The 17,319-nt window shown below is 65.1% G+C and carries 17 protein-coding genes; 4 read left to right on the forward strand and 13 right to left on the reverse strand.

The window, feature by feature from the left end; genetic code table 11:
- Positions 1 to 8: 8 nt before the first annotated feature.
- The 8 genes from AB6724_RS16185 to AB6724_RS16220 all read right to left on the reverse strand — a co-directional run bounded on the left by AB6724_RS16185 (position 9) and on the right by AB6724_RS16220 (position 8,059).
- A complete protein-coding gene (locus AB6724_RS16185; protein WP_369339554.1) occupies positions 9 to 629 on the reverse strand; it encodes a DUF938 domain-containing protein in 621 nt (206 codons plus the stop codon).
- Between the two features lie 89 nt (positions 630 to 718).
- Positions 719 to 1,306, reverse strand: coding sequence for a hypothetical protein (locus tag AB6724_RS16190; RefSeq protein ID WP_369339555.1), 588 nt, complete (start codon positions 1,304 to 1,306; stop codon positions 719 to 721).
- A 96-nt stretch (positions 1,307 to 1,402) separates the two neighbouring features.
- Entirely contained in the window at positions 1,403 to 1,798 is a 396-nt protein-coding gene (locus AB6724_RS16195; RefSeq protein WP_369339556.1) for a VOC family protein, read from the reverse strand.
- A 107-nt stretch (positions 1,799 to 1,905) separates the two neighbouring features.
- A complete protein-coding gene (locus AB6724_RS16200; RefSeq protein ID WP_369339557.1) occupies positions 1,906 to 2,310 on the reverse strand; it encodes a GFA family protein in 405 nt (134 codons plus the stop codon).
- 75 nt (positions 2,311 to 2,385) lie between these two features.
- Complete coding sequence (locus tag AB6724_RS16205; protein WP_369339558.1) at positions 2,386 to 3,180, reverse strand: ornithine carbamoyltransferase; 795 nt, start codon at positions 3,178 to 3,180, stop codon at positions 2,386 to 2,388.
- A gap of 88 nt (positions 3,181 to 3,268) precedes the next feature.
- On the reverse strand, positions 3,269 to 3,907 hold the full coding sequence (locus AB6724_RS16210; RefSeq protein WP_369339559.1) for a class I SAM-dependent methyltransferase: 639 nt from the start codon (positions 3,905 to 3,907) through the stop codon (positions 3,269 to 3,271).
- A 78-nt stretch (positions 3,908 to 3,985) separates the two neighbouring features.
- The gene (locus AB6724_RS16215; protein WP_369339560.1) at positions 3,986 to 5,539 is read right to left on the reverse strand and encodes a fumarate hydratase; all 1,554 of its coding nucleotides are present in this window, start codon (positions 5,537 to 5,539) and stop codon (positions 3,986 to 3,988) included.
- Positions 5,540 to 5,857: 318 nt separating this feature from the next.
- Entirely contained in the window at positions 5,858 to 8,059 is a 2,202-nt protein-coding gene (locus tag AB6724_RS16220; RefSeq protein WP_369339561.1) for a putative bifunctional diguanylate cyclase/phosphodiesterase, read from the reverse strand.
- A gap of 235 nt (positions 8,060 to 8,294) precedes the next feature.
- Between AB6724_RS16220 and fumC the strand changes: the two genes are divergently transcribed.
- The 3 genes from fumC to AB6724_RS16235 all read left to right on the forward strand — a co-directional run bounded on the left by fumC (position 8,295) and on the right by AB6724_RS16235 (position 12,099).
- Positions 8,295 to 9,686 (forward strand): class II fumarate hydratase, encoded by a 1,392-nt coding sequence (gene fumC / locus AB6724_RS16225; protein WP_369339562.1) that lies wholly within the window; start codon positions 8,295 to 8,297, stop codon positions 9,684 to 9,686.
- 95 nt (positions 9,687 to 9,781) lie between these two features.
- The gene (locus AB6724_RS16230) at positions 9,782 to 10,426 is read left to right on the forward strand and encodes a ParB-like protein (RefSeq protein WP_369339563.1); all 645 of its coding nucleotides are present in this window, start codon (positions 9,782 to 9,784) and stop codon (positions 10,424 to 10,426) included.
- Positions 10,423 to 12,099: a SulP family inorganic anion transporter gene (locus tag AB6724_RS16235; protein ID WP_369339564.1), complete on the forward strand. Its 1,677-nt coding sequence runs from the start codon at positions 10,423 to 10,425 to the stop codon at positions 12,097 to 12,099. The genes AB6724_RS16230 and AB6724_RS16235 overlap by 4 nt, the downstream gene beginning before the upstream one ends.
- Here AB6724_RS16235 and AB6724_RS16240 read toward each other — a convergent pair.
- The 4 genes from AB6724_RS16240 to AB6724_RS16255 all read right to left on the reverse strand — a co-directional run bounded on the left by AB6724_RS16240 (position 12,054) and on the right by AB6724_RS16255 (position 15,477).
- Entirely contained in the window at positions 12,054 to 12,647 is a 594-nt protein-coding gene (locus tag AB6724_RS16240; protein WP_369339565.1) for an SMI1/KNR4 family protein, read from the reverse strand. The genes AB6724_RS16235 and AB6724_RS16240 overlap by 46 nt on opposite strands.
- Positions 12,648 to 12,665: 18 nt before the next feature.
- Positions 12,666 to 13,853, reverse strand: a complete 1,188-nt coding sequence (locus tag AB6724_RS16245) for a multidrug effflux MFS transporter (protein ID WP_369339566.1) — start codon at positions 13,851 to 13,853, stop codon at positions 12,666 to 12,668.
- A gap of 72 nt (positions 13,854 to 13,925) precedes the next feature.
- A complete protein-coding gene (locus AB6724_RS16250) occupies positions 13,926 to 14,405 on the reverse strand; it encodes a MarR family winged helix-turn-helix transcriptional regulator (RefSeq protein WP_369339567.1) in 480 nt (159 codons plus the stop codon).
- Positions 14,406 to 14,787: 382 nt separating this feature from the next.
- Complete coding sequence (locus AB6724_RS16255) at positions 14,788 to 15,477, reverse strand: DUF3334 family protein (RefSeq protein WP_369339568.1); 690 nt, start codon at positions 15,475 to 15,477, stop codon at positions 14,788 to 14,790.
- Positions 15,478 to 15,604: 127 nt separating this feature from the next.
- Here AB6724_RS16255 and AB6724_RS16260 point away from each other — a divergent pair, with 127 nt between their 5' ends.
- Positions 15,605 to 16,087, forward strand: coding sequence for a hypothetical protein (locus AB6724_RS16260; protein WP_369339569.1), 483 nt, complete (start codon positions 15,605 to 15,607; stop codon positions 16,085 to 16,087).
- A gap of 138 nt (positions 16,088 to 16,225) precedes the next feature.
- Here AB6724_RS16260 and proX read toward each other — a convergent pair whose 3' ends face one another.
- Positions 16,226 to 17,305 (reverse strand): glycine betaine/L-proline ABC transporter substrate-binding protein ProX, encoded by a 1,080-nt coding sequence (proX, locus tag AB6724_RS16265; RefSeq protein ID WP_369339570.1) that lies wholly within the window; start codon positions 17,303 to 17,305, stop codon positions 16,226 to 16,228.
- Positions 17,306 to 17,319: the final 14 nt, after the last annotated feature.

Consider the following 17,319-nt stretch of genomic DNA (forward strand, 5'->3'; position numbering starts at 1 on the left):
CGGCATGGTCAGCGCAGCTGCGTCTTGTGGAACACCAGGGTCCGATTGTTGGCGGGCATGGCCTGGTCCTGCACCAGCTGCAGCCCGTGTTTTTCCGCCAGCGCCAGGATCTGCTCGAAATCGCGCAGGCCGCTGGCCGGATCGCGCTGGCGCAGCCAGGCGTCGAAAGCCCGGTTGCTGTCGCTGGTGAAGCGGCCGCCGTAATTGAAGGGGCCATAGATCGCAAAGACACCGCCCTCGGGCAGATGCGTGCCGGTCAGCTCGAACATGCGCTGCACCAGCGGCCAGGCCACGATATGGCAGGTGTTGCTGGTGAAGACCGCATCAAATGCGGCTTCCGTGGCGTCGCCCGGCCAGGGGCTGGAGGCCAGGTCGAACTCCAGCGGTGCGCGCAGATTGGCCGCGCCATGCGCTGCATGCCAGGCCCGGATGCCCGCGTGGTTCTCGGCCAGATCGCTGGTCTGCCAGATCAGCTGCGGCAGGCGCGGCGCGAGGTACACGCTGTGCTGGCCCGTGCCCGAGCCGATTTCCAGCAGCCTGCGGCTATGGACCAGGGCGGTCTTCAGCACCTCGAAGATGGCGGCCTGATTGTTCTCGCAGGCCTGGGAAAACGGAAGTTCGTGTTGCATGTCGGGAGGGGGAGGTTCTCAATCTGCGAAGCGCAAAGCATGGCGGCCGGGCGGGGCTGCCGCGGGCAGCAGCCATGGTGAATGCAGGCTTAGCGTTTGATGCGGAGCTTGATTTCGGGCAGCGCGCCCGGAGGACCGATTTTCCAGCGGTAGGCCGGCTGGCCCGGCGTGGGCGTGGTGCTGGCATTTTGCGCGATGACTTCGGCATTCTGCGGCAGGCTGACCAGCAGCGTGCCGTTGACCGCGATGCCGAGCTGTTCGAGCTCGTTGAGCTCCTTGTCCGTGAGCAGCTTGGCGGCAATCGTCATCACGCCGTCGGCATCGGTCTGCACGGTGAGCATGTCCAGCAGCTTCAGCGACTGACCGGGCTCGCGCTTGCCTTCCATCTCCAGCAGATAGCGTGCATTGCCCTTGTAGACGGCCTTCCTGACGTCCGGATCGCGGCGGAGCTGCTCGGCCTCGGCGGCCAGGCCCTGATGATCTTTCTCGCTCAAGACGCCTTGTTTTCTGAGCTTCATGATGGCGATGGCATTCACCGCCGTACCGACGAAGCGATAGCTGTAGGCTGCATCGGGCTGGACCTGGACCTTGGCCGTAAAGCGCTCGGGTACCAGGCAGCCGGTCAGCAGCATGGTCGCCGCCGCTAGCGTGCAGGCAAGAAGCAGGTTGGGGCGCATGGAGGCTCCTTCGTACCGGGGGGCGCTCACGGGCGCGGCAATACCATCGTAGAAGAAAGCGGCCGCGCTGGGGGCTAAACCGCTTCAGGGCCTACCCTATTGCCCGGACCTGCTTCCGGACGAACTGTCCCACTGGGCCAGATGCAGCAGCACTCCAGACGGATCCCAGACATAGGTGACCAGGGCGCCATAGGGCTCGTGCTTGGGCGGTGCAACCCGGGCCGGCGCAAAGCGGCCGGACTCCAGCAGGTCGGCAATGTCCGCATGGCAGCGGGCAGCGTCCTGCACGCTGATGTGCAGCATGGAGTTCTCGGCCCAGTCCTTGACGTAATAGGGCTGCAGGTAAAAGCGCGACGTCCCCAGCCTGAACAGAGCCAGGCCTTCGTCCGACCATTCCAGCGCGCAGCCCAGCGCCCGGTAGAAGGCTTTGGAAAGCGCGAAATCCCTGGCGGGCACAAAACCGCGCAGATCGCTGGCGTGAAGATCGATCACGGAACTCTCCTCCGGAGCGCGGCGGCCGGCATCCGGCCACTGCGCTGAATTCATGAAAGCGAGGCTGCCGGCGCCTGCTGGGCAGGCACCGGAAAAGCCTTGAGTCCTCAGCCGCCCGAGGCGAAGCGGTCAAAGACCTCCTGCCCCGTCATTTTGCGGGTCTCGTTCCTGAACTCGTAGTAGGCGGGCTTCTCGTCGATAAAGATCTCGTCGGTCAGCTTGAATGGCTGCTCCTGGAACAGTCCCAGCGACAGCACGTATTCGTTGGCCGGCAGCAGGTGGTAGAACAGATGGGTGCCGCACTTGGCGCAGAAGCCGCGCTCGGCCCATTCGGACGAGCGGTAGACGGCGGGCGCTTCGCCCTTGAACTGCACATCGGAGCCGCAGTGGACCGCGAACATGGGCCCACCCGTCCAGCGCCGGCACATGCTGCAATGGCACAGGCCGGCTTCGTGGTGGTCCTGGGTCGTGACTTCGATGGCTCCGCACAGACAACTGCCCTTCATACTCATCTCCCGCTCTATGGTTGTGAACTGCATTCCGCCTTGTCTTGAAAAGGATGGCGGCCTGCGCTTTTCCGGCAAGGCTTAAGCCGGTAATAAATATCTGAGAATGGCTTTTTGCACGGCAAGCAGCAGCATTTTCTGCCGGTAGCCGACAAAGCCGGGGTATTCCAGCGGATCGATCAGCAGCTCGCGGCCAAGGCCGAAAGGCGGCGTTGGCAGCAGCGCGGGCGAGCCCATACGCGCGAGGTGTGGGGCATCGAGCGCGGTCGCGCCTGCTTCCGAGCCCGCGGGCCAGCCGTCGGTGATGACTACATCGGCATATTCCGGGGCGCTGGTTCTGAACCGGACCGGCAGCGTGGCATCGTGATGGCGCTCATCGCAGACCTGGATGAGCGTGAAGCCGAGCACGGCGGCCAGTTCATGCCAGGAGCGAAAGACATTGGTGGTCGGGCCCCAGAGGCAGATCGTGGCGGCGTTCAAGGGCTTGATGCTGCGGTCTATGTAGCAGGCATCCGTGAGCACTTCGCAGGGGTGGCCGCGGCCCGACATGGCATTGATCACCGGGCGGGAGCTGGCCCGGGCGAAAGCCGCCAGCCTGTCGTGGTCGGATTCGCGGACCACGTACAAAGCATAGAAGGGATCGAGATAGCCGGCCAGATCTGCGACGGGTTCGGCGGTCTTGAGCAGATTGGGCAGCTCGATGAACTCCAGACCCAGCTCCCGGAACGCCTGGATGAAGGTGGTGCGGGTACGGATGCCGTTGCCCTCGAAGGACCAGGCCACCGTGCCCTGGAGTGCCGGGCCGGGCGTGTCTACCAGCGACCAGATGGCCGCCACGTCGCTGGCGCTGAGATCGGAGAGATGGATGAGCTTCATCTGGGTCAATGCTGGTGACGGGAGCGATGGCGAGGGTTTTAACGGCAGGCCCGCTGGACTCCGCCTGCAGCAGATCTATACCGCATTCTCATGGCATTTCCGCGACGGGCCGCTGCAGCACCAGCAGATAGGCGGCCTTGTGGCCGTGGAAGCCATGGGATTGGAAGCCCACGCTGTGTGCGAGTTTCTCGACGCTGGAGCGAGGCTGGAAATGCGGGTCGAACACCAGCTCGGCCACGGCCAGCAGACCGCCCGGCTTGAGGCTATGGAACAGATCGGCGAGCGCCGCCCGGCGATCCGGGATCTCGCCGAGCACGGCCGCGATCACCGCGCGGTCGTGCTGGCCGGGCGCAAGCTGGCCCTGGCCCAGGGCCGCGGCCTGGGTGCGGACCTGGTCCAGTCCTTCGGCCTCGGCCTTGGTCCGCACCAGCTCCAGCATCGCGGGCTGCAGGTCCAGGGCCAGCACCCGGCCCTGCGGGCCGACGGCACGGGCCAGCGGCAGGGTGACGCGCCCGGGGCCGCAGCCCGCATCCAGCACCTGCATGCCGGGCTCTATCTGCAGCTGGGCGACGATGAAAGCGGCCTTGTTGCTGGCCGCGAACGGGTTGTCGAGTTCGACCATCCAGCGCAGCCAGGCGGGGCAGGGCAGGGCGTGGCGGCGCGAGACAAGGCGCCAGGCGAGGCCTACGGCAATGAACAGCGCGATCAGATAAAGCGGGATGGTCATGGGGCTCGAGTCTACAAAGCCAGGGTCCGGGCACAAAAAAACCGCCCGAAGGCGGTTTTTTCGCGGGAGCGGAGCAGCTTAGACCGCAGCCACCTCGATGACCTTGAATTCGCCGCTGGCGATCTTCTTCTGCCATTCGGCGGGGCCGGTGATGTGGGCGCTGGTGCCGCCGGCATCGACGGCCACGGTCACGGGCATGTCGACCACGTCGAACTCGTAGATGGCTTCCATGCCCAGGTCGGCGAAGCCCACGACCTTGGCCGACTTGATGGCCTTGGAGACCAGGTAGGCGGCGCCGCCCACGGCCATCAGATAGGCCGACTTGTGGTTCTTGATGCTCTCGATGGCGACGGGGCCGCGCTCGGCCTTGCCGATCATGGCGATCAGACCGGTCTGCTCCAGCATCATGTCGGTGAACTTGTCCATGCGCGTGGCCGTGGTCGGGCCGGCGGGGCCGACGGCCTCATCCTTGACGGGGTCCACGGGGCCCACGTAGTAGATCACGCGGTTGGTGAAGTCCACGGGCAGCGGCTCGCCCTTGGCCAGCATGTCCTGGATGCGCTTGTGGGCGGCGTCGCGGCCGGTCAGCATCTTGCCGTTGAGCAGCAGGGTGTCGCCGGGCTTCCAGCTCGCAACTTCTTCCTTGGTCAGCTTGTCGAGGTCGACCTTCTTGGACTTGTTGTAGTCGGGCTCCCAGTCGATCTTGGGCCACAGATCCAGCGACGGGGCTTCCAGGTACACGGGACCCGAACCGTCCATCACGAAGTGGGCGTGGCGCGTGGCCGCGCAGTTGGGGATCATGGCCACGGGCTTGGAGGCCGCGTGCGTGGGGTACATCTTGATCTTGATGTCGAGCACGGTGGCCAGACCGCCCAGTCCTTGCGCGCCGATACCCAGGGCGTTGACCTTCTCGTACAGCTCCAGGCGCAGCTCTTCGACCTGATCGAGCTTCTCGCCGCGGGCCGCCTTGGCCTGTAGCTCGTACATGTCCAGGTCTTCCATCAGGCTTTCCTTGGCCAGCAGCACGGCCTTCTCGGCGGTGCCGCCGATGCCTATGCCCAGCATGCCCGGCGGGCACCAGCCTGCGCCCATGGTGGGCACGGTCTTCAGCACCCAGTCGACCAGGTTGTCGCTGGGATTCATCATGATCATCTTGGACTTGTTCTCCGAGCCGCCGCCCTTGGCGGCCACGGTGATGTCCAGCTTGTCGCCGGGCACGATCTGCACGGAGATCACGGCCGGCGTGTTGTCCTTGGTGTTCTTGCGCGCGAACTGGGGATCGGCCACGACCGAGGCGCGCAGCGTGTTGTCGGGGTGGTTGTAGCCCTGGCGCACGCCTTCGTTGATGGCGTCCTCGAGGCTGCCGCTGAAGCCTTCCCATTTCACGTCCATGCCGACCTTGAGGAAGACGTTGACGATGCCGGTGTCCTGGCAGATCGGGCGGTGGCCGGTGGCGGCCATCTTGGAGTTGGTCAGGATCTGCGCCATCGCATCCTTGGCCGCCGGGCTTTGCTCGCGTTCGTAGGCGCGGGCCAGATGCTGGATGTAGTCAGCGGGGTGGTAGTAGCTGATGTACTGGAGGGCACCTGCGATCGAATCGATCAGGTCCTGCTGGCGGATGGTTGTGGTCATCGTGAAGCTTCTCGGGGGTTGCAATGTGCGCACGATCTGGGCGCGCGCGATAAACCTGTTGATTATCGGCCCAAGCGCGAAGCTTTGCTGGTCAAAACCCACTAGTCTTATATAGGACTAGGGTGAGAGCCCGTGTGCTGCATTCCGGTTGCGAGCACTGCCGCAGGGCTGGCTGCGATAAACAAATTCATAGCTGAAAGCGCATGGCTGCAAAGCGTTTTTTGCGGATTTCGCTGGGAATTTAGACAAGCAAAGCGAGCTGACCTGGAGAGCGTCGGTGGCTGAACCGGGTTGGGTCTGGCCGCTGCCGGGCCTGCGCTAGTATTCGGCCAGTTCGGCGTGCAGTTCATTGATCATGGAGGCCGCAAAGTCCGGCGTGCCGGCGGGCTTGTCGCCCCTGGCCCAGGCGAGCAGCGTCTCGGCAGGCATGGGCCTGGCATAGAAGTAGCCCTGCAGCTCATCGCAGCGCATGCGCAGCAGGATGTCGCGCTGGCCGGCCGTCTCCACGCCTTCGGCCACCACGCGCAGGCCCAGCGCATGGGCCAGCCGCACCACGGCATGGACCACGGCGCGGGCGTCTTCCTCGGTCTCCAGGTCGCGGATGAAGCAGCGGTCGATCTTGAGCTGCTGCGCGGGCAGCTGGCGCAGATAGTTGAGGCTGGAGTAGCCGGTGCCGAAGTCGTCGATGGAAAGATAGACGCCGATATGGCGCAGCTCCTCGAAGGCGCGCTGCGTGGTCTGGGTGTCTTCCATGGCAATGGATTCGGTGATCTCGCACAGCAACTGGTCCGCCGTCACGCCGTGGCGCTCCAGCGCCTGGGCGATGCGCCCGGCCAGGCCGGCCTCGCGCAACTGGTGCACGGAGAGGTTGATGGCCACGCGCATGTGCAGGCCCAGGGTGCGCCACTGCGCGAGCTGGCGGCAGGCTTCCTCTATCACCCAGTTGCCCAGGGCATTGATGATGCCAAAGCGCTCGGCCAGCGCAATGAAGGTGTCGGGGCTGATCATGCCGCGCTCGGGATGCACCCAGCGCAGCAGAGCCTCCACGCCTATGATGCAGCCGCGCTGGCCATCCACCTTGGGCTGGTAGTGCAGAGTCATCTGGCCGCGCTGTATGGCGTGGCGCAGGTCGTTCTGCAGCTCCAGCTGGTCGCCGGCATCGCTGCCCATATGGGGTTCGAACACCGCGATGCCGTTGCCGCCGTTGCGCTTGGCCGCATACATGGCGGCATCGGCGTTGGCGATCAGATGGTCGCGCTCGCCATGGTCGGGAAAGACGACGATGCCGATGGAGCAGGTGATCTGCAGCTCCTTGCCGGCGAGCAGAAAGGGCTCGGTCAGTGCCTTGAGAATGCGGTTGGCCATGCTCATGCAGGCGGCCACGTCCTCCACATTTTCGAGCAGCATCAGAAATTCGTCGCCGCCCACGCGGGCCACGGTATCGCTGGCGCGGGCCTGGGCCACCAGCCGATCGGCGGCGCTCTGGAGGATGAGGTCGCCCGAGATATGGCCGAACGAGTCGTTGATGGGTTTGAAGCCGTCCAGGTCCACGAACAGAATGCCCAGGCGCTCCTTGATCCCGTGGTAGTTGCTGCGCTCCATGCGCAGCAGGGCATGGATGAGGCGGTCTTCAAACAGCAGGCGGTTGGGCAGATTGGTCAGCGGATCGGCAAAGGCGCGCTTTTGCAGTTCCGCATTGGCGATCTGCAGCTTGGCATTGCTCTCCTGCAGCGATTGGTTGAGCTGAAAAGCCGTGCTTTGCAGGCGTGCGTCCAGCAAGGTGCTGAACAGCGTGGCAATCAGCAGCATGGCCGTGGTGCTGATGATGATGGTGGTCAATTCGGGGCCGCCCAGCGCATCGGCAGTCAGGCAGACCGAGCCCTGGGCAAAGTGGGAGGCCCACATGCCGGTGTAGTGCATGCCGCAGATGGCGAAACCCATGACCAGCGCCGCCAGGGTCTGAAACAGCCACAGCCGTCTTCCGGAAAGCGAGCACAGCACGCGAAACAGATTCAGGGCCATGGCCGAGGACAGCAAGGCAACAAAGGCGGAGGCCGTCACCAGATGCCAGTCCCAGCTGATGGGAATGGACATCTTGATGGCCAGCATGCCCAGGTAATGCATGGCGCAGATACCTCCGCCCATGGCCAGGGAGGCGCCCAGAAACTGCGGCCAGCGGTAGCTGGGGCGTGCGGCCACGGCCAGGGCAATGCCCGAGGCCACCACGGCCGAAGTCCAGGACGCCAGCGTGAGCAGGCCGTCGTAGCCCAGGGCGATGGGCAGCTGGAATGCCTGCATGCCTATGAAGTGCATGGCCCAGATGCCCGTGCCCATCACCATGGAGCCGATCGCCCACCAGACCTGGCCCACGCCTCTGGATGACATGCGCACGCGACGTGCCAGGCCCAGGCTCACATAGGAGGCAAACACCGCAATGGCGATGGAGGCTGCCACCACCAGCGCGTTGTAGCTCGATGGCATGAAGGTGCTGACGGTGTGGGTGGAAAAAACAGTGCGCATTGAAGTGGCGGTCCGGCAAGGCTGCTCGGATTCTGCGTCCGATCCCGTCTTAATGTAACTGTCTATTACAAAATTTGTCCGAGCAGGGGTGTTGCCTCGGGCTCCCGAGGCTGAGCTAGCATGGACCCTGTCGTCGAAGTCCTTCGCTTTGGGCGGGGCGACTGCTGTTCCGCGGCCAACGGCAGCCAGATTCCTCAGCCAGCTGCGCCGGTTTGTATTGCAAGGAGTGAATTCCATGACAGCCATCCGCCAGGAAAAAGATACCTTCGGTCCCATCGACGTACCCGCCAACAGGCTCTGGGGCGCGCAGACCCAGCGCTCGCTGCAGAACTTCGATATCAGCGGCGAGCGGCAGCCGCGCGAGATCATCCATGCGCTGGCCCAGGTCAAGAAAGCCTCGGCCACGGTGAACCACGCGCTGGGACTGCTGGACGCGCAGAAAGCCAAGGCCATAGTCGCGGCCGCCGACGAGGTGATCGCGGGCCGGCACCCCGACGAGTTCCCTCTGGTGGTCTGGCAGACGGGGTCCGGCACGCAGACCAATATGAACGTCAACGAGGTGCTGGCCAATCGCGCCAGCGAAATCCTGGGCGGAGAGCGCGGCGAATCCCGGCTGGTCCACCCCAATGACGATGTGAACAAAAGCCAGTCCAGCAACGACGTCTATCCCACGGCCATGCATGTGGCGGCGGTCACGGCGATCGAGCAGAAGCTGCTGCCGGCGATCGCCAGGCTGCGCCGCACGCTGGAGGCCAAGAGCGAGTCCTTCCAGGACATCGTCAAGATAGGCCGCACGCATTTGCAGGATGCCACGCCGCTGACCCTGGGCCAGGAGATCTCGGGCTGGGTGGCGCAGCTCGTGCATGGCGAGAAGCATGTGCGCGATGCGCTGCCGCATCTGTACGAGCTGGCGCTGGGCGGCACCGCCGTCGGTACCGGGCTGAATGCCCCCAGGGGCTATGCTCAGGGCGTGGCCGTGGAACTCGCGCAGATCACCGGCTACCCGTTCGTGACTTCGCCCAACAAGTTCGAGTCGCTGGCCAGCTGCGATGCCCTGGTGCATGCGCATGGGGCGCTGAAGACCCTGGCCGCCAGCTGCATGAAGATTGCCAACGATGTGCGCTGGCTGGCCAGCGGCCCGCGCAGCGGTCTGGGGGAAATCTCCATTCCCGAAAACGAGCCGGGCTCCTCCATCATGCCGGGCAAGGTCAACCCCACGCAGTGCGAAGCCATGACTATGCTGTGCGCCCAGGTCCTGGGCAACGATGTGGCCATCAACATCGGCGGCGCCTCGGGCAATTTCGAGCTCAATGTGTTTCGTCCCATGGTGGCGCACAACTTTCTGCAAAGCGTGCGCCTGCTGGCCGACGGCATGGTCAGCTTCAACGACCACTGTGCCGTGGGCATAGAACCCAGCCGCGCGCGCATCGCGGAGCTGGTCGGACGCTCGCTGATGCTGGTCACGGCGCTCAACACCCATATCGGCTACGACAAGGCCGCCTATATCGCCAAAAAGGCGCACAAGGAGGGAACCAGCCTGCGCGAGGCCGCCATTGCCAGCGGCCATGTGACGGCCGAACAGTTCGACCAGTGGGTGGTGCCGGAGCAGATGGTAGGCAATCTATAAGCGGCTGGCGCTTTGCGCCGGAGCCCGCATGCCGGGCTCCTTTTCTTTCGGGGGCGCTCTGTTCACAATGCGATATCTTTATCAAAGGAAGCAACATGCCCGCTCAGCAGCACTTGGAACAGGTTTTGGTTTCGGATTTGCGGCCCACGCAGATGACGGTGGGCGCGGCCGAGGTGGCATTCAAGCGCGCGCAGTGGGCGCAGCTCAAGTCCAAAGCCCGCGCCCGGCTGCTGCTCAGCCACTGGTTTCCGGCCGTCAAAGGACCCAAGGGACGGTTTTTCATCGTCGACCACCACCATCTGGGTCAAGCCCTGGTCCATGAGGAGGTCGAATCCGTCTGGGTCATGCAGCTGGCCGACCTGAGCGAGCTGGAGCCGACCATGTTCTGGCGCGTCATGGAATTCCATCACTGGGCCCACCCGTATAACGAAAAAGGCCTGCGCTGCGAATTTTCGGCCATACCCAGGCAGCTGACCCGGCTCAAGGACGACCCCTACCGCAGTCTTGCGGGCGAGGTGCGCAAGGCCGGCGGCTATGCCAAGGATGCCGCGCCCTATGCCGAGTTCCTTTGGGCCGACTTTTTCCGGCCGCTGTTCCGCAAGACCGATCTGCGCAGCGACGGTGGCCAGGGCCTGCCCGAGTCCGTGGTGGTGGACGCGGTCACCATGGCGCGCAGCCCCAAGGCGCAGTTCCTGCCCGGTTGGTCGGGAGTCTCGGCCGTCTTGCACAAGCCTGCATGACGGCGCTGGGCCTCACGCCCGCCAGAGCCGACTGGGTGGCCGGCCTGTCCATTGCAGGCCTGCTGCTGCCCGAGGCCGTGGCCTATTCGGGCCTTGCCGGTGCACCGCCCCAGGCCGGGGTGATCGCGCTGTTTGCGGGCCTGCTGGTCTATGGGCTGATGGGCGCCAGCCGCTTTGCGATTGTCTCTTCCACCTCCTCATCGGCGGCCGTGCTGCTGGCGGCCACGAGTTCGGTGCTCAGTGTTTCCGCCGAGCAGCGCGTGCTTATGGGTGTGGGCATGGTGCTGGTGGCCGGCATCATGTTCGTGCTCGCGGGGCTGATGCGGCTGGGCGCGATCTCGCAGTTCATTGCCAAGCCGGTTCTGCGCGGCTTTGCCATCGGCCTGGCCCTGACCATCGTGGTCAAGCAGCTGCCGCTGGCCGTGGGCGTGCATCCGGCCCACAGCGATTTTCTGCACTTCGGCTGGGATTTGCTGGCCCAGCTGCCGCAATGGAATTTCTGGGGCCTGGCCATGCTGGTGGCGGCCCTGCTGGCCCTGAAGCTGCTCAAACGCTGGAAGGCCATGCCTGCGGCGCTGCTGGTGATTGCGGCGGGGATTGCGCTGGACGCTCTCGGCTATTGCCGGGCCTGGGGCATACGGCCGGTGGGCTCCTTGCAGCTGGGGAGCGCACATCTGGCCATGCCCGATCTGGTCTGGGCCGACTGGCTGCGCGTAGGGCAACTGGCCGTGGCCCTGGCCTTGATTCTGTATGCCGAGTCCTATAGCTCGATCCGCTCGCTGGCCCTGCGCCATGGCGATACGGTTTCGGCCAACCGCGATCTGTTGGCGCTGGGGGGAGCCAATATTGTATCGGCCCTGTTTCAGGGACTGCCCGTGGGGGCCGGTTTCTCGGCGAGCTCGGCCAACGAGGTGGCGGGGGCCCAGAGCCGGGCGGCGGGGCTGATCGCCTGCGCCGTGGTGGCGCTGCTGGTGTGGCAACTGCTGCCATGGATGGAGCGCATTCCCGACCCCATGCTGGCGGCCATCGTCATGCACGCGGTAGGCCACTCGCTGAACTGGCGCTCGCTGCAGCCCTATTTTTCCTGGCGCCGCGACCGTACCGTGGTGCTGACGGCTTTTGCGGCCGTCATCGTGTTCGGCGTGCTCGACGGTCTGCTGCTGGCCATGGTGGTCAGCATCGTGCTGCTGCTCAAGCGCATGGCACAGGCCCGCGTCAGCGAGCTGGGACGGCTGGCCGAGGGCCATGATTTTGTGGACCGGGAGCGCCACCCCGAAGCGCAGCCGGTGGCGGGCATGCTGATTGTGCGGCCCGAGGAGCGCCTGTTCTTCGGCAATGCCGACGCCGTGATGAGCGATATCAGCGCCCGGGTGCGGCGCAGGGCCGGCCTGCAGGCCGTGGTGCTGAGCCTCGAGGAATGCCCCGACCTGGACAGCACCAGCATCGAAGCCTTGACGGAGCTGGTCCACGAGCTGGCGCAGGCCGGAGTGCAGCTGCGGCTGGCTCGCGTCAAGGACAATGTGAGGGAGCTGCTGCAGCGCGTGCAGATCCCGGGCCTGAGCCCGGACTGCTATGCGGCCTGGAGCGTGGATGACGCGGTGCGGGCTCTGGTGCAGCCCGCCATGGCTCACCAGGTGCCCGGAGGAGCGACACAACCTGCGTCTTCGATATAGACATGCTTGCCTTGCTCCAGCTCATCGGCCAGCTGCGCTATCCAGGCCGAGAAGCTGGGCGCCAGCACCGTCTTGGGACCGACTTCGCCGTCGAACTCGATGATCTGGCCCGCTTGACCACCGGCTGCGGCTTGCAGATCCAGCATGGCGGCATCGCCTGAGTTGTCGGTCAGCGGAATACGCAGTCCATCCCAGTAGACAGCGCGGATCGGGCCTTGCAGAGCTTCGGTCCGGTAGCTATCGCCCCGGCCCCAGCCCTCGTTGTGCTGCATGTCGCGGTACATCTGCCAGACTTCCAGAATCCTGCTGGTGGAGAGCAGTTCGCCGTGGTAGAGCAGATAGGCTTCGTTGGCCGCGCCATTGTGCAGGCTCAAGGAATAGCGCAGATCGTCCGGCAGGCGTGCGCCCAGGCCGGCCTCGAGTTCTGCAATCTCTGCCGCGGATGCGCCATCGGCGAGTACCAGCGTGTCTTGTGGCGTGTTTTCCGCATACCAGCGGGTAATGCGGCTCCAGTTGTGCTGCAGGTCTTGGTGCTGCTCTGAATTCATGAGTCTCTTCCGGTTTTGTTAAGCCGCCTTTACGCGCAGGGCGCTGCGAAAGCCGAGCTGCCCCACGATGCAGGCCAGCGTCAGCACCGTGAAGGCGGACAGTGCGGGATTGTTGCCCAGGCTGGCACCCAGCGTGCACAGACCGCCCACGGCCATCTGGGTGAAGCCATAGACCCCGGCGGCCGAACCGGTCAGATCGCTGTGCACGCCCAGAGCCTTGGCCAGAGCCGCGGGGCTGGTCATGCCCGCGCCCAGCGTGAACAGCACCATCAAAGCCACGCCGGAAACCACATCGAGCCGGTGTGCCAGCGTGATCGCCAGCAGCGCGGCCGCGCAGGCCAGGCTCAGCAGATTGCCGCCCAGCATCAGCCGCTCCAGCGGCCAGCGCTTGATGAGCTGGCGCGCCAGGGCGTTGCCCACGGCCATGCCGGCCATCAGCAGGCCCAGAAAGATGCCGACCTGGGCCTTGCTGGTGTGCAGCTGCTCGATGAAGATGAACGGGGCCGCAGCGATGAACGCATACACGGAGGTGGTGGCGCCGCCGCCGCCGATGGCAAAGCCCAGAAACTGCGGGGAGCCGAGCAGGGTGCGGTAGTCATCGCGCACGGTGCGCCAGTTCAGCCGTCCCGTGGGGCGGCCGGTCTCGGGCAGCAGGCGCCATACGCAGACGGCAGTGACCAGGCCCATGAGGGACAGCGTCGCGAAAATGGCGCGCCAGCCCAGGGCTGCATCCAGGCCGGAGCCTATGGAGGGCGCGACGCCCGGGCCTATCATCATCATGAGATTGAGCAGGGCCAGGCTGCCGACGGCGGTCTCGGGCGTGGCCGTGTCGCGTGCAATCGCGCGGCCCAGGGCCAGGCCCGCACAGCCGCCCAGAGCCTGCAGCAGGCGTGCGCCTATCAGCATGGGCGCCGACGTAGCCAGGAATGCGGCCAGGCTGGCGACGGTGTACAGGCTCAGCCCCGTCAGCAGCATGGGGCGGCGCCCCAGCGCATCCGACATGGGGCCGTAGATCAGCTGGCCCAGCGCCAGACCCATGATGTAGACGGTGATGGTCTGCTGCATCTGGGCGCTGCTGGCGCCGAAGTGCCGGCCGGCATCGGGCAGGGCGGGGATGAACATATGCATGGCCAGGGTGCCGACGACGGTGACCAGGACCAGCAACCACAGAGGGGCTTTGCGTGCGGGGACGGTGAGGCTTGGCATGAGACAGAAGACGCGAGGTGCAGGGCGGGCGCCCAAGGAAAACAGAAGGGCCGGGGACGGGGAGGCGTAGCGTCAGCTGTCGGGCTGGGCCGCGTCGTCGGCGGCCTCCAGCGCGGCCATTCTGTCCAGCATGGCGGACAGCGCGGCCTGGACCGGGTCCAGCAGCTCGGCCGGGAAGTCCTGCATGACCTCGCTGCGTACGCCGGCCACCACTTGCTTGACCGCCTCCACCTGAAGCAGGCCGGCGGCCGTGAGCCGTATGCGCTTGACGCGGCGGTCCGCGTCGTCTAGTCGTTCCACCCAGCCCTGGGCCTGCAGCCCGTCGATCAGGCGCACGACCGAGGAGCTGTCCAGCGCCAGCGAACAGGCCAGGTCTTTTTGCCGCATGGCACCCTGGCCGCGCTCCAGATGCAATAGCGGCAGCCACAGGGCCTGCGTGAGTCCCAAGGGGGCCAGAGCTCGGTCCAGCGTGCGCCGCCATTGCTTGTTGACCTGGGCCATGGCGAACATGAGCTGGCGCTGGCGATCGGGCTGAGAGCTGGGATGAGGCATGGGATTCAGGAATTCAAATAGTTGGTATTCAAATTATTGCAAATCCCGCTTATATGCGCTGGCGACCAAGGTATGGCCGCCGGTTCCGGCGCGCACCTCGTCCAAAGGCCTGTGGATCGGCCCGTGGTGGCGGCAGCTTGTTCAGGAGCTTTTTAGCCACATGCAGCAGTACCGGCCTGCAGCAGCAGGCTTTTTGCGTGGCCCGTTCGCAGCCCCGGCACCCGGGCCTGCCCTGAGATGGCGGGCTTGTCGCGCCCGATGCAGCCCTGCATGGCCGACGCCGTGCGGCCGCAACCTGGCGTGTAAATCGGTGTACGAAGCGGCGCGGCCAGTCCTCGGGCACTCAAGGCCCGGTCCCGCCGCGGGCCCGGCCGGCGCCGTATTACAGTCCCAGGGACTTGAGCAGGTCGTCGGTGTCGGCGCTGGCCGTGGTGGCCACCGGTACGGCTGCCGTGTGCGCGGCACGGGCCTGGGCCATGACCAGATCGGGGTCGGGCTTTTCCTGAGGCTCGAAGTCCTTGATCTTGATGAACTCCGTGTGGTCCACGGCCATCTCCAGATAGAAGATGTTGTTGTTGCCGGTATAGAAGGTCACGCGGCGTGCCTCGGGAGTGTCGAGATTGGCGTCCACGCTGAGATTGACCTGCTTGTTCAGGCGGATCATCTTGGGCTGGCTTTGCAGAATATGGGTCTGCAGCTCGCGCTGCACCTTGCTGGTGAAGTCGCCCACCACCTGGTTCATGAGCTCGCCCATGACGTTGCTGACCTCGTCCGAGGTATAGGCATTGGCCAGCTCGCTCTCCGCCATGCCCATGGAGAGCAGGTAGCTGCGATAGAGCTCCATGGCCGCTTCGGCCGAGAAATTGATGATGATCAGCGCGGAGAAACCGCCGTCGATCAGCACAAAGCAGCCGATATCGGGTTTGAGGCTGGTCTTGGTGATGCGTTGCACCATGCCCGAATACTGGATGGGGCACTGGGTGGCGACCTGCAGCACACGCGAGACGGAATTGCACAGGGCGATCAGCACATCTTCGGTGCCGTGAATGATGGGGGCGTGTTGTTGGCTCATGGCTGCAGTGATGGAACAGAGGTGGCAATTATGTATGCAACATTTTGTCGCATTTGGCTGCGGCCCGGGATGGGGCGCCGCGGCTCTCTGTTAACGTGCGCGCTGTTTTGACAATTCAGAGGTACTCATGCAGAACAAGCTGTGGCGGCTGGCGGCCGGCGCGATGATGGTGGCTGGCCTGGCGGGCTGCTCGACGCTGACGGACACGGTTTCCCAGACCTGGAACAAGACCTGGTCCAGCCTGGGCGGCAAGGCGCCGGCGGAGTCCAAGACGCCCCGGGCGTCGGTGCGCGCAGGCCTGCAGCCCAGCCAGGAAAGCAGCCGCTGGCAGGGCCTGTACAGCCTGGAGGGCGAGACCGGGCGCTTTCAGGAGTGCACCTCGGGCCAGATCATTCCGGTGCTCGCGGAAGGCGACAGCGTGTTGCTGGAGCAGGCCTATCTGAATACCCGCAGCCACGTTTCCGCGACCATGCTGGCCGAGGTCGTGGGCCGGGTGCAGGAGCGCCCCGTGGCGGACCCGGTGCTGGCGCGGCAGGGGCGCAAGATGCTGGCCCTGCGTGTGGAGCGCTTTGTGGCCCTGTCCAGCAAGACGGACTGTGCCTGGCCCTGATCCAGCTCGGATGGCGGGCGCGGATTAACGTTTTGATAGCTGGAAGCGCTTGCCGGTCATAGGTTTGATGCCGTTCTTGCGCTTCTTGGCCCCATAAAAAACGGCGCCCGCTTGTCGCGCTGCGCCGTGGGCCGGGGATCAGGAGCGGCGGGCCGCGGCCATGGCCTGTTCTATCCAGCCGTCAAAGGTCTGCTGGTGGGCCTTGATCCAGCCCTCGGTATGGCGCTCGATATCGGCGGCCTTGTTCTGGCCCTGGCTCATCATGTAGTTCTGGGCATTGATGTCGGCCACGTGCAGCTCCATGACTTCAAACAGCTTGGCTGCAGCCGGGTTCTTCTCGGCCCAGTCCCTGTTGGCCACGATCTGCTGGCTGTTGGCGATGAAGCCGTAGTTCTTGCCGTTGGGCAGCTTGGTGTCCGTGCCGGCCTGCTCGCCGGGCAGGGCCGAGAACGGCACCTGCAGCCAGACCACGTCCCGGCCGGGCTTGAGCACATTGCTGACCCAGTAAGGCGTCCAGGTGTAGTAGAGGACGGGCTTGCCGGCCTTGTAGCGCGTGATGGTGTCGGCCATCAGTGCCGAGTAGGTGCCCTGCTTGTGCGTGACCGTGTCGCGCAGCTTGTAGGCCGTGAGCTGGTGCTCGATCATGGCCTCGCAGCCCCAGCCCGGCGTGCAGCCGGTGAGGTCGGCCCTGCCATCGCCGTCGGCGTCGAACAGCCTGGCGATTTCGGGGTCCTTGAGCTGGCCCAGATTGGTGATGTGGTACGCCTCGGCGGTCTTCTTGTCGATCAGATAGCCCTGGGCCGCATTGGCCGAGAACAGGCCTTTGCGGTAGAGCTTGGCGTCGCCGCCCGCGTTCCTGTAGTAGTCGGCATGCAGCGGATTCCAATGGTCGGCCATGAAGGTGGCGTCGCCGTTGGCCAGCGCGATATGGGCCGTCGGGTACTCGACCTCCTTGATGGGCTGGACCTCGTAGCCCAGCTTTTGCAGGGCCTTCATCACCAGCAGGGTCTGGAAGGTCTCTTCGGCGATCGAGCTCTTGAGTGGCTGGACTTTCACCCCTTTGCCTGGCAGGTTCGCGGGCAGATCGCCGCCGGTCTCGGCCGCAAAAGCGCTGGTGCCGGCCATGGACAGGGCCATGGAGGCTGCGGCGGCGCTGGCAAAAATCCAGCGGCCCAGGCTGCGGCGGATGCTGGGGGCGTGCAGGGTATGGGTATTCATGATTTCTCCTTTTT

It is taken from the genome of Comamonas guangdongensis (assembly GCF_041079535.1).
Taxonomy (GTDB): domain Bacteria; phylum Pseudomonadota; class Gammaproteobacteria; order Burkholderiales; family Burkholderiaceae_C; genus Comamonas; species Comamonas guangdongensis.